At 39.6% G+C, this 12060-nt stretch carries 8 protein-coding genes; 4 read left to right on the forward strand and 4 right to left on the reverse strand.

The genetic code is table 11. The features are described 5' to 3' along the window. Positions 1 to 371 precede the first annotated feature (371 nt). Both TY21_RS08490 and TY21_RS08495 read left to right on the forward strand, forming a co-directional pair. On the forward strand, positions 372 to 2546 hold the full coding sequence (locus tag TY21_RS08490; protein ID WP_197725050.1) for a leucine-rich repeat domain-containing protein: 2175 nt from the start codon (positions 372 to 374) through the stop codon (positions 2544 to 2546). Positions 2547 to 3078: 532 nt separating this feature from the next. After that, entirely contained in the window at positions 3079 to 4833 is a 1755-nt protein-coding gene (locus TY21_RS08495) for a leucine-rich repeat domain-containing protein (protein WP_130589653.1), read from the forward strand. Between the two features lie 915 nt (positions 4834 to 5748). On the opposite strand, the gene TY21_RS08500 is transcribed toward TY21_RS08495, so the two are convergent. From TY21_RS08500 to TY21_RS11100, 4 genes are all read right to left on the reverse strand, one after another. Next, positions 5749 to 6117 carry a hypothetical protein gene (locus tag TY21_RS08500; protein ID WP_197725051.1) on the reverse strand — a complete coding sequence of 123 codons (369 nt, stop codon included), beginning with the start codon at positions 6115 to 6117 and terminating at the stop codon, positions 5749 to 5751. A 36-nt stretch (positions 6118 to 6153) separates the two neighbouring features. Continuing rightward, on the reverse strand, positions 6154 to 7164 hold the full coding sequence (locus TY21_RS08505; protein ID WP_130589448.1) for a hypothetical protein: 1011 nt from the start codon (positions 7162 to 7164) through the stop codon (positions 6154 to 6156). A gap of 29 nt (positions 7165 to 7193) precedes the next feature. Beyond that, the gene (locus tag TY21_RS08510; RefSeq protein WP_042239862.1) at positions 7194 to 7454 is read right to left on the reverse strand and encodes a hypothetical protein; all 261 of its coding nucleotides are present in this window, start codon (positions 7452 to 7454) and stop codon (positions 7194 to 7196) included. Positions 7455 to 7569: 115 nt separating this feature from the next. After that, on the reverse strand, positions 7570 to 7728 hold the full coding sequence (locus tag TY21_RS11100) for a hypothetical protein (RefSeq protein WP_158623057.1): 159 nt from the start codon (positions 7726 to 7728) through the stop codon (positions 7570 to 7572). Positions 7729 to 8130: 402 nt separating this feature from the next. Between TY21_RS11100 and TY21_RS08515 the strand changes: the two genes are divergently transcribed. Both TY21_RS08515 and TY21_RS08520 read left to right on the forward strand, forming a co-directional pair. Beyond that, positions 8131 to 9303, forward strand: coding sequence for an MFS transporter (locus TY21_RS08515; protein WP_079979881.1), 1173 nt, complete (start codon positions 8131 to 8133; stop codon positions 9301 to 9303). Positions 9304 to 9328: 25 nt separating this feature from the next. Beyond that, a complete protein-coding gene (locus tag TY21_RS08520) occupies positions 9329 to 11893 on the forward strand; it encodes a toxin-antitoxin system YwqK family antitoxin (RefSeq protein WP_042240258.1) in 2565 nt (854 codons plus the stop codon). The last annotated feature ends 167 nt before the right edge of the window (positions 11894 to 12060 follow it).

Consider the following 12060-nt stretch of genomic DNA (forward strand, 5'->3'; position numbering starts at 1 on the left):
AAACAAGTAATCCGCACTTAAAACAAAACCATCTCACCAGTCTGCCTGTAGAAGCGGTAGAAGAATTAAAACACCACATCAAAAAGAGCCGTTTTTCTCAAATAAGGCAAAGAAAAGAATCAATCTTATTCTTTTAGCCAAACCAAGATTGCCGCGTCACTTAATCCCCAAAACCCGTGGCTGCTCCTGAATGCTTGGAAGGTTTCCTTCCTTTCCTTGAATCTATCTGAAAAAAGAAGTAGTTGTAACTCATCTGTGAGTTGTTTTTCCTTGATAAGGATACGAATTGTTTTGACTTGCTTTTTTAATTTTTATACATTGTCTTTAAAAAATAAAAATACTGAAAAGTTATCACTATCCAAGGAAATAAAATGCATCCTATCTCCTCGACATCTATTGAAAGCTTGCCCAATGAATTGCTGCTCCCTATCTTAGAGGCTTGCGTAGTTCCTTCCTTATTTAGCGTCTGTAAAAGATGGCATCATCTGCTGGCTTCTGAAGTAATGCCTTCTCTTTATAAAAAAATAGCCCAGCTTCATTTCCCCAGGAAGAATACCACCACCCAGCGAACTCTTATGTTAGCTAAAGTTTATCAACTCAATCCTGCACTTACCTCTACCGAAAAAGTTTATCAAGTTTTTAAACAAGTTTTTACCTTAGCTAAATCTATTTCTCCTTTAGAATTTAAATGGAAAACAGAAGAAAAAAGAGGCTTAACGCTGGCTAATTACTCTTCTTATCTCTTAAATATTAATCGCCTTTTATTTTGGAAAAAACTTCCTGGTGGGGAAGAATACTTAAGCCGAGAAGAAATCAAGCACTTGCCTCTAGGAAAGAAAGGAGAGCTTCTTAGAGATTGGGTTGAAGAAAATTGTAAAAACATCACGGTTCTAGATTTAGCTAGAGTAGGCTTGACTTATTTACCCCCAGAAATATGCCAGTTATCTCGGCTGCAAACGCTTGACTTAAACCAAAACCAGCTCACCAGCCTGCCTCCAGAAATTGGACAGCTGTCCCAGCTGCAAACGCTTGACTTAAATCAAAACCAGCTCACGAGCGTTCCTGTAGAAATCGGGCAGCTGTCTCAGCTACAATGGCTTTACTTAAATCAAAACCAGCTCACCAGCCTTCCTGCAGAAATCGGACAGATGTCTCAGCTGCGATGGCTTGATTCAAGCCAAAACAAGCTCGCCGCTCTGCCTGCAGAAATTGGGCAGCTGTCTAAGCTGCAATGGCTTCACTTAAATCAAAACCAGCTCACTAGTCTTCCTGCAGAAATTGAGCAGCTGTCTAAGCTGCAAACGCTTGACTTAAATCAAAACCAGCTCACCGCTCTGCCTGCAGAAATAGGTCAATTGTCTCAGCTGCAATATCTTTACTTAAATCAAAACCAACTCACCAGCCTTCCTAAAGAAATCGAGCAGCTGTCTAATCTGTATGAGCTTGACTTAAATCAAAACCAGCTCACCAGCCTTCCTGTAGAAGTTGGGCAACTGTCTCAACTACGAGTGCTTGACTTAAATCAAAACCAGCTCACCGCTCTGCCTATAGAAATAGGCCAATTGTCTCAGCTGGCACGGCTTTACTTAAATCAAAACCAGCTCACCAGTCTTCCTGCAGAAATCGGGCAGCTGTCTGAGCTGCAAACGCTTTACTTAAATCAAAACCAGCTCACCAGTCTTCCTGCAGAAATCGGGCAATTGTCTCAGCTGCAATGGTTTTACTTAAATCAAAACCAGATCACCGCTCTGCCTATAGAAATAGGCCAATTGTCTAAGCTGGCACGGCTTTACTTAAATCAAAACCACCTTACGGCTCTGCCTGCAGAAATCGGGCAGCTGTCTGAGCTGCAATATCTTGACTTAAATCAAAACCAGCTCACCGATCTGCCTACAGAAATTGAGCAGCTCTCTCAGCTGCAAGCGCTTGAGTTAAATCAAAGCCAGCTTACCAGTCTACCTGCGGAAATCGGGCAACTGTCTAAGCTGACACGGCTCGACTTAAATCAAAACCAGCTCACCGCCCTGCCTATAGAAATAGGCAAATTGTCTCAGCTGCAAAGGCTTTACTTAAATCAAAACCAACTCACCACTCTGCCTACAGAAATTGGGCAGCTGTCTGAGCTGCAAACGCTTTACCTAAATCAAAACCAACTCACCACTCTGCCTACAGAAATTGGGCAGCTGTCTGAGCTGCAAACGCTTTACTTAAATCAAAACCAGCTCACCATTCTGCCAGCAGAAATCGGGCAGCTGCCTAAAGCGCTGTATCGGCTTGAATTAAATCAAAACCAGCTCACCAGCCTTCCTGCAGAAATAGGTCTATTGTCTCAGCTGCAAGTGCTTCACTTAAATCAAAACCAGCTCACCAGCCTTCCTGCAGAAATAGGTCTATTGTCTCAGCTGCGAAGGCTTAAATTAAATCAAAACCAGCTCACCAGCCTTCCTAAAGAAATCGGGCAGCTGTCTGAGCTGCACACGCTTGAATTAGCAGAAAATCCTCTGAAGCATATCGCCGAAAAAATAAGGGAGCGTTTTCAATTGTAGAATAACAAGTACTTTTTAATTTGGCGTGAGCTAAAATGAAATAAGAAACTTTTAAACATCTTATCTTTAAACAAGTAATCCGCTTTTCTTTCCGCAACTAAGCAAGTTTAAACTATCCTACACATTTATAACGACAAGAAGTTTTTCTCTTTTTCTGCAGAGTGTTATGTATGGAAGAATAACTTTTTTTGACAGGGAGAAACTAGTGTATTGTACTCCATCATTCGGTAGAAATATTAAAACAAGGCACCAAAAAGAGCCGTTTTTCTCAAATAAGGCAAAGAATCAATCTCATTCTTTTAGCCACACCAAAATTGCCGTGTCACTTAATCCCCAAAACCTGTGGCTACTCCTAAATACTTGGAAGCCCCTCCTTTCCTTAAATCTATCTGAAAAAAAAAGCGAGGTAGATTATCTGTGAGTTGTTTTTCATTAATAAGAGCACGAATTCGTTTGACTTGTTTTTTTAATTTTTTTATATTGTCTTTAAAAAATAAAATGCTAAAAAGTTATCACTACCACAGGAAATAAAATGCACCCTATCTCTTCGGCATCTATTGAAAGTTTGCCCAATGAATTGCTACTCCCTATCTTAGAGGCTTGCGTAGTTCCTTCCTTATTTGGCGTCTGTAAAAGATGGCATCATCTGCTGGCTTCTGAAGTCATGCCCCCTCTTTATAAGCAAATAGGTAAAGTGCATGTTCCTCAAGGAAATGTTAAGGAGCAGGCTCTTATTGTAGATAGGATTTATAAGCTAGAAGAAAAGCTTTCTGAAACAGCAAAGGTAAATGCAATCTTTAGGCGAATCTTTACTTTAGCCAAGTCTCTTTCAGCTTTAGAATTTAAAGAGAAAACAGAAGAAAAAAGAGGCTTAACTCTGACTAATTACTCTTCTTATCTCTTAAATATTAATCGCCTTTTACTTTGGAAAATGCTTCCTGGTGGGGAAGAATACTTGAGCCGAGAAAAAATTAAGCACTTGCCTCTAGAGAAAAAAGGAGAGCTTCTTAGAGATTGGATTGCAGAAAATTGTAAAAACCTCTCGGCTTCAGTTTTATCTAAAGCAGGCTTGACTTATTTACCCCCAGAAATATGCCAATTGTCTCAATTGCAAGAGCTTTACTTAAATCAAAACCAGCTCACCACTCTGCCTACAGAAATAGGTCAATTGTCACAGTTAGCACGGCTTAACTTAAATCAAAATCAGCTCACCGCTCTACCTATAGAAATAGGCCAATTGTCTCAGTTGCAATCGCTTGACTTAAAAGAAAGCCAGATCACCGCTCTGCCTACAGAAATCGGGCAGCTGTCTGAGCTGACACACCTTTACTTAAATCAAAACCAGCTCACCGCTCTGCCTGCAAAAATCGGGCAGCTGTCTAAGCTGCAATGGCTTTACTTAAATCAAAACCAGCTCACCAGCCTTCCTGCTCAAATCGGGCAGTTGTCTCAGCTGCAAACGCTTGATTTAAATCAAAACCAGCTCACCGCTCTGCCTGCATTAATCGGACAGCTGTCAGAGCTGACACGCCTTTACTTAAATCAAAACCAGCTCACCGCTCTGCCTGCAGAAATAGGGCGGCTGCCTCAGCTGAAAGGGCTTCAATTAAACCAAAACCAGCTCACCGCTCTGCCTGCAGAAATCGGACAGTTGTCTGAGCTGACACACCTTTACTTAAATCAAAACCAGCTCACCGCTCTGCCTGCAGAAATCGGGCAGCTGTCTAAGCTGCAAGTACTTCACTTAAATCAAAACCAGCTCACCGCTCTGCCTACGGAAATCGGGCAGCTGTCTAAGCTACAATGGCTTGACTTAAATCAAAACCAGCTCACCAGCCTTCCTGCTCAAATCGGGCAGTTGTCTCAGCTACAATGGCTTTACTTAAATCAAAACCAACTCGCCGCTCTGCCTGCAGAAATCGGGCAGCTGTCTAAGCTGACAAGACTTGAATTAAATCAAAACCAGATCGCCGCTCTGCCTGTAGAAATCGGGCAGCTGTCTAAGCTGCAATGGCTTGAATTAAATCAAAACCAGCTCACCAGCCTTCCTGCAGAAACAGGTCAATTGCCTCAGTTGCAATGGCTTTACTTAAATCAAAACCAACTCACCAGCCTTCCTGCAGAAATAGGTCAATTGTCTCAGCTACAATTGCTTTACTTAAATCAAAACCAGCTCACCGCTCTGCCTGCAGAAATCGGGCAGCTGTCTAAGCTGCAAACCCTTGAATTAGCAGAAAATCCTTTGAAGGATATTGCAGAAAAAATAAGGCAGCGTTTTCAATTGTAGAATGGTCGTAAGCACTTTTTAGATTGAGGTGGGCTAAAATAAAATAAAAAACTTTTAGCCATCTTATCTTTAAAGAAGCAATCAGCTTTTCTTCCCACGACTAAGAAGTTGTCCTGAAACCTATTCTCTCCTTAACACAATTCTAAACAAGGTTCTTATAAAGAATGGTATCCTACAAGAGTACTTAAAAGTAACTATTTCTATAAAAATGAGCAATTAGATGGAAAACAAGAAGAATTTCATAAGAATAGCCAGCTTGAGCTTTGTATACATTCTGCAAACCAACAAATTCTAATGATAGTGCCTTGATAAGTGCTGCTCATAAAGTCGAGCATAATGAGATAGCCTATCTATAATCTTATCTGTTTTTTGTGTGAACATTATAAACAAAAAGAGATAGTCAATTTAATGGAGCTTTCTTTGGAAGAGGAAAAACGTATGGGAGAAAAACTTTTGGAAATAGCCCGGCGTGATATTAAGCTGCCAGCCCCCCCCCCTTAGTTAATCATCGTTTTGCCTAACCTAGAAATATTTGGGTATAACTGATAGAGAGGACGCATACAGATTTAAAAAGCTGGTCGTTTAAATGTGGAATGTAAGTCTTCCTCAGCAAAGAAGCTTAAAAAACAAATTTTTTTAATTAGAGCAATCTAGGTAGCACTTATAATGCAATTTTCATTATAGCTTATAAAACTCTTATCCCACACAATTCTTATAATGAGACCTTTAACCAAATTTTTTGCCAAAGTAAATGATCAAAAACTAAAATCTGAGAACCAATTAAGCTAGCCATTTTTCTAAAGAGCAGAGATAGGACCTCTAAAATATCACGAAAATAAATACTTAACGTAAAGTTATAGGAGTTACTCTACTCTAATAATGTATATAAGATTCACTTAATGTATATAAGATTTGCTAGCTGTCTTTTTGCTGTTGGATATTAGATAAGCTAGCCGAATCTGAGGGTGATTTCAAGCTGGCATAATAGTGCAAGAGTATACTTTGCGCTAATTTTTCCGTTGGAACATCCATTTCGCTTTTATCTTCCCAAAAATATCCCTGTTGCTGCAAGCCATGCACGAAATAAAATTGTTTAAAGGCTTTAGTAAATACTTCTTTATTTCCACTGGGGTAAACTCTCCAGCCCACGCGATGTAAATTTTTAAACGCTGAAGAGACGGTAATACCTGTGATAGTTAATTTTTCTAGCATTTTCTGATCAAGGATATTGACCTCCTTTCGGGGAATCAATTCAGCTACAACTGAATGTGTAAGAGGATGCATAAGACAGGGTGTAAACAAAAGTGTTGGCAATTCTTTTTAAGCAGCAGTTTTGTAGGAACTCCAGTAAGCTTCCCAGTGGCCATTTAATCTACCTATTCTTAAGTTCAGTATCGCATTAGCATTTTCTGCCTTCCACCAAGCTCCCGCTATTTTCAGCCTCTTTTGCACCACATGCCTATGGCTACTCTCTATTTCGCCTGAACCAATCGGTAAGCCTTTATCTAAAGCGCTTTTATAATTCATCATATCCAGTCTTTTTTCCATATATCTATAACATCTCACTAAGCCATTCTCCTGCTCAGGATGATCTAGCCCCTTGAACTTAATTTCAATCTCTTTGAAAACTTCTCGGCTTTTTCCAGCTTTTAACTTCTCTTTACTTTCTTCTAACCACTTTTTTGGCTCAAAAATATTGCACCAAATCGCAGCCTCGGATAAATATTCACACAGATGATAAAAATCAATTAAGTGACCGCTTCGATTGCAAAATTTTAGCTTTACTTGTTCAGCTATCCACGGAGCACCATCACTTACGACATGCACATAGCTGCCTTCTTTCAGACCCGCTAAAGAAGCACATTCTAGCATCTGTTGACCCGCTTGTTCTGCCGTTCCAATACTACCAGCATAAAAGCGGTTGGCTCTATCCTTGCCTCTTGCCAAACTTAGTTTGGCTTCTTTCCAACATACTTTCCGTGCTTTTCTTGCATCTTTTTTTGCTTGTTTGTCGGCCTCATCTATCTCCACAATGGGTACCATACTCCCATCTGTTTCACTGATAATAATTGCTTCTTGGCTCGACGTTTCTTTTTTTAGCTTAGCTATTTTGCTTGCATGCTTTTGGGTAATCAATCTAACCATGGAAGAGGGAGCTTCAATTCCATAATGCTCCTTCATCTTTTCCCCTACTTTTCCAAACGCAATATCTGCTCCAAAGTCGGTTATTGCTCGCTCTAACGGTAAAGAATACCCTCTACATCTAACCTTGGAAGACAAGGAAAAGGGTCTAATCAATTTTCCTGCTTGTAGGAAGCATCTCTCTTCCATGCCTACTATCCCAAATGTTGTATGCCAATTTAGTTTTTTTTTGAGTGCCGTCTTAATTTCATTTCCCGAGCCTTAGCTTCTTGTTCATTTACTTGATGCTTTGCCCAATCCTCAAGGCATTTTTTTCCTAAGCCTCTAACTTCGGGAATAAGAGCAAATTCCGCATCATCCGCCACTTCAATCCCTTTAACTCCTTCGGTAATATCTAATAATTCTCTAATGGATTCTAATAAGTTGGGATGATTCTTTAAGCGATTAAATACTTTATTAACTTCTTCTTCGTTAAACATATGAACCTCCTTTTGCTACATTTTCAGTATGTATTAATCCTTCCTTATCTTGCCAACACTTTTAATTACACCCCATAAGACATTTAATCATTTTTTTACCTTGATTTAAAAGTTATTAATTTAAATATTCTTCTTCATAGCGCGTTTGAACATTCTTTATCACCTCGCGTATAGGAGCTTTTTCCTCTAAAGCTGTATTTAACTCTTCTGTCACAATCTTTATCTGCTCAATTTGTTGCTCGAGGTACACCATTTTCTTCCATAAGGCATGCATACTCATTTCATATTTCGCTTGAGAGCAATCCTGCTACTTTTACTTAAAAAGATTCTTCCAAAGGAGAAAGCAAGAATGTTAAGCGAAAAAGAGGGAAATGAGTAAATGCGGCGCGCCTCTTCATAAAGCCAGAGGGAGTTAATGAGGCTAGTCAAATAGGCCTATGTTCGCTCGTTTTTCGGTTAGACATGCTAACTTCTATGAAAATTTTTTCTCTGCGTTATGTTTAAACTAATTTTTCGTCATAAAAGATATAACAGAAAAGTAGGCAGCTACTTTTAGAAGGCTAAAATTAAAGAAGATCCTAAAAGGCCTAGCTAGCATACTATTCCCTTTATTACTTAATTCCAAAACTTTATAATAGCATCTACTTTCTTTAAATTATTATTTTATGACTTTTATATGATCCGCCCGTTAATCTTTATCTGGTTAGCGCACTTTCTCGTAGATTTTATGATAGGGATATGGGCTATGTATAAAACATTGGCTCATTTAGACTTATTTCTTGCTGGTACTATCTCGGCTGCAGGAGCTTTCTTTGGGGAAGGGATGCAAATATTTTTCGGGCCGTTGAGCGACCGAGGATGGCGTAAGCAGCTTATCTGCTTGGGCATCTTGTTTACTGCTGCCAACACCTTTTTAGCTTACTCCACAAATTACTGGATACTTTTATTGATTTATTCTATTACTTGTGTAGGGTCGGGAGCTTTTCATCCTGCAGCGACTAGCTTATCTGGAGCTTTAACGCCTCATCGTAAAGCAATGGTAATTGCTATCTTTGCTTCTGGAGGAGCCTTAGGGCTTGCAAGCAGCCAAATCATCTATACTTACTTTCATTCTGCTTTACATGGTGCCACGGCCATTTTGACCCTGCCGGCAATCCTTTTGGTATTTACTTCATTCTACGGTCTTCAAGGTATCCACAATTTTACCCCTATTCACTCCGCCCATGAGGTTAATCTCAAAGCCCTTTTTAGGATGTTCAAAAATCGCAATCTACGTCTCTTGTATATCGCGCAAGTCTGCAATCAAACGCTTTTTTGGGCTACCATTTTTCTTCTGCCTGACACTTTGATATGTAAAGGTTACAACCCTTGGATTTGCCATGGCGGCGGTCATCTTTTTCTTATCTTAGGAGGCGCTGTGATGTTGATTCCGGCAGGCTATCTATCTGATCGATATTCGCCTAAGAGAGTTATCCTATGGGCTACAGTGGCTGCTATGATAGCTTTTTATATATTTTTGCTTTATCCTACTTTTGACAATATAACGTTTGTTGCTCTAATTTTTTTATTGGGGGCTTTTTTCGCCACTGTTAATTCAGTATTGATCGCTTTTGGCCATTGGTTGGTCCCTGAAAGTCCAGGCATGGTAAGTGCTTTCTTGATGGGCATGGCGTGGTGTGTGTCGGAAGGCTTAGGACAAGGCGGAGGGGGCTTAATGACTAGATTTTTTAATGAGCATGCCCCCGTCTATGCTTTAAGCATCCTAGGTATTTTTTTTATTATAGGAATAATGGCTACTTTATGGTTGCCAGATTTAGAAAAAAATGAGATTAAAGGGCAGTTAAATTAAAAAATGTTTTCATTTAAGGTATTTCATGTATTTTTGGCGCCTTAATATATTTCTTGTTATCCTCAGTATCTTCACTAATGGCTTTAGCGAGGATAAACCCCAACACCAAGCTGGTGAGATTCCCATTACAGAAGCTGTAATCACGACTTTAAAAGAACGTCAACCCAATTGGCGCCTGGAAATTATCGATCATCATCCGGATGGCACCCCTAAAATTATCTTATATTACGAGCCCTCTGGCGAAAGTAAAGAAGGGGTTCCGGTCAAAGAAATACGCTTTAGAAAAAATGCTAATCCTGAAAGAGAGGCTGATTTACTCTATTTAGATAAACGTCCTGTTTATCATGGCCCTCAGCTATTTTTTAATGAAGATAGTTCCATTCAAAAGATTGTTTTTTATGATAAGGGTAAGCTTCACGGACCCGTCAGAACCTATTTTCCTAATGGCTTAATAGAAAGCGTTCATTATATGAAACAAGATGTTAAGCATGGCCCGTTAGAGATTCGTTACTCTAATGGAGAAATAGCAGGAAAAGGCTTTTATAAAATTGATCAACTTAGTGGCCCATATGAAACTTTTTATCCTAATAAAGTAAAAGCTTCTCTTATTCATTATCAACAAGGACTAAGACACGGACTTACCCAAGAATGGTATGAGGATGGCTCTTTAAAAGCAGAAGTCTATTATCATTTAGGGCTGCTTGATAATGGAAAAACTGTCCCTGCCCTCCATCTATATTATCCCAATCGTATGACAAAAGAGTTTCAAGATTTTTTATATGGGCAGCCTAACGGCCAGCATGTAAAATATCATCCTAATGGCAAAGAGAGCTACAGAGCTAGCTATACTTTAGGAAAAAAAGAAGGCTTAGAGCAATTTTTTAATGAGAACGGCCAGCTAATAGGCCAAGGAAGATTTATTCAAGGTACTCCGACAGGGCTGCACTTTCTCAACCATCCTAATGGTAAAGTAGCTAAATCCGCACATTATGATCCCCACGGGTATTTACTTGAGCCCATCTTAGAGTTGGACGATAGTGGCAATAAGCTTGCTGAATATAGGCTTATCCATGGAAATTACGAAGGTTCCTATAAGGAATGGTACCCCACAGGAGTACTTAAAAGTAGCTATTTCTATAGAAACGGGCAATTAGATGGAAAACAAGAAGAGTTTCATAAAAATAGCCAGCCTAAGCTTCGTATAACCTATGCAAACCATCAAAAAACTGGCTTGCTTGAAGAATGGTTTGAGAATGGCCACCCTTCTCTAAAGGAAAGCTATAAAGAAAATATGAAGGATGGCCCTAGTCAAGCATGGCATTCTAATGGAAAGCTCAATATTCAAGCCTGTTATCTTAAAGGGGCCCTGCATGGGACCTATGAAGAATGGTTTCCCAATGGCCAACTTAAAAACCGCACTGGCTATTCTCATGGCCAGCAACAAGGCGAATCTCGTCACTGGAATGAAGAAGGCACACTTTTATATGAAGCGTCCTTTGATCAAAACCTCCCTATCCATAAAGTTCAAGAGTGGCATAATAAAGGTCAACTCAAACGCATCAGCTTCTATCAAAACGGCAGATTACACGGCAAAGAAGAAACATTTTGGCCTAATGGGCAAAAAGCTAGCCAGCTAAACTACCAGCATGGAAAAATTGAGGGCACTTCCTTTACTTGGTACGAAGATGGCTCGCTTCATCAAGAATACACTTATCAACAAGGTTTGCGAACAGGACCTGCGCGTGAGCTTTATCCTATGGATGCCATAACGAGTCAACAAAGCCCTTCCCACCTGTTAAATTATCTCGAAGGAAAGATGCATGGGGAACAAAAAAGCTTTTATAAAAATGGTCAGCCTCAAGCCGTATTAACCTATGATCATGGCATCCTTCATGGCCTTAAAGCCTTATGGAATCAAGAGGGTACTCTTATCGAGCAAGGCTATTACCAACATGGTAATCTAGAAGGCCCTTATCAAGCTCGTAAGCCAAATGGCCTGATAGTAAAGTCTCATTACCAAAATAATCGTTTGGAAGGCCTGCATCAAATTTTTTATCCTTCTCGTGATACTGACCCTCAAGTTAAAGCTCTAGAGGCTCACTATGTAAATGGACTTCTTGAAGGTGAGCTGGCCGAATATAATGAAGCTGGCAATAAAATCAGCAGCACCTCTTATCATCACGGCGTTCGTGACGGAATGAGTACCACCTACTACGAGGATGGCAAGACTCACCTTACCTTGTCTTACAAAAACGATGTTTTGCAAGGCCCCCTTCTTGAATACTTTCCCAATGGGAAAATTTGTCGTAAAGAAGATTACATTCAGGGGCAAAAAAATGGAGAAGTTCTATCTTATCATGAAAATGAGCAGCTTGCTTCACGCGGCACCTACCAAAGCGGAAAAAAAGAAGGCCTTTTTCAATATTGGAATAATAGAGGAGTTCTCTACTTTGAAGCAGAATATAAAAATGATTTACGTCATGGCAAGTTTAATAAATATGATCAGAGAGGCCATCCAAGAGTTTTGCAAACTTACCAAGATGATAAACTGATGGATAAAAAAAAGCTCGATGAAGAGATCAATCATTAGATAAATCTTTTTGCCGTCACTATGTAGGTAAGGTTTATTAACCGTTAGAAGTTTATGAAAATTATATTTTTCTAACGCTCTCTTCTAGAAAAAGGTCTTACGAACCACCAATCGAATAGCCAAAAAGTTTGGATTTCATAAACCGTGGATTTTTGAGAGTGTTCGAG

Source organism: Neochlamydia sp. S13 (genome assembly GCF_000648235.2).
In the GTDB taxonomy this organism is placed as follows: domain Bacteria; phylum Chlamydiota; class Chlamydiia; order Chlamydiales; family Parachlamydiaceae; genus Neochlamydia.

What these genes read in the sequence shown, in the direction of transcription:
- TY21_RS08490 (WP_197725050.1), top strand. Translation starts at nt 372, where the DNA reads ATGCATCCTATCTCCTCGACATCTATTGAAAGCTTGCCCAATGAATTG.
- TY21_RS08495 (WP_130589653.1), top strand. Translation starts at nt 3,079, where the DNA reads ATGCACCCTATCTCTTCGGCATCTATTGAAAGTTTGCCCAATGAATTG.
- TY21_RS08500 (WP_197725051.1), bottom strand. Translation starts at nt 6,117, where the DNA reads ATGCATCCTCTTACACATTCAGTTGTAGCTGAATTGATTCCCCGAAAG.
- TY21_RS08505 (WP_130589448.1), bottom strand. Translation starts at nt 7,164, where the DNA reads ATGGAAGAGAGATGCTTCCTACAAGCAGGAAAATTGATTAGACCCTTT.
- TY21_RS08510 (WP_042239862.1), bottom strand. Translation starts at nt 7,454, where the DNA reads ATGTTTAACGAAGAAGAAGTTAATAAAGTATTTAATCGCTTAAAGAAT.
- TY21_RS11100 (WP_158623057.1), bottom strand. Translation starts at nt 7,728, where the DNA reads ATGCATGCCTTATGGAAGAAAATGGTGTACCTCGAGCAACAAATTGAG.
- TY21_RS08515 (WP_079979881.1), top strand. Translation starts at nt 8,131, where the DNA reads ATGATCCGCCCGTTAATCTTTATCTGGTTAGCGCACTTTCTCGTAGAT.
- TY21_RS08520 (WP_042240258.1), top strand. Translation starts at nt 9,329, where the DNA reads ATGTATTTTTGGCGCCTTAATATATTTCTTGTTATCCTCAGTATCTTC.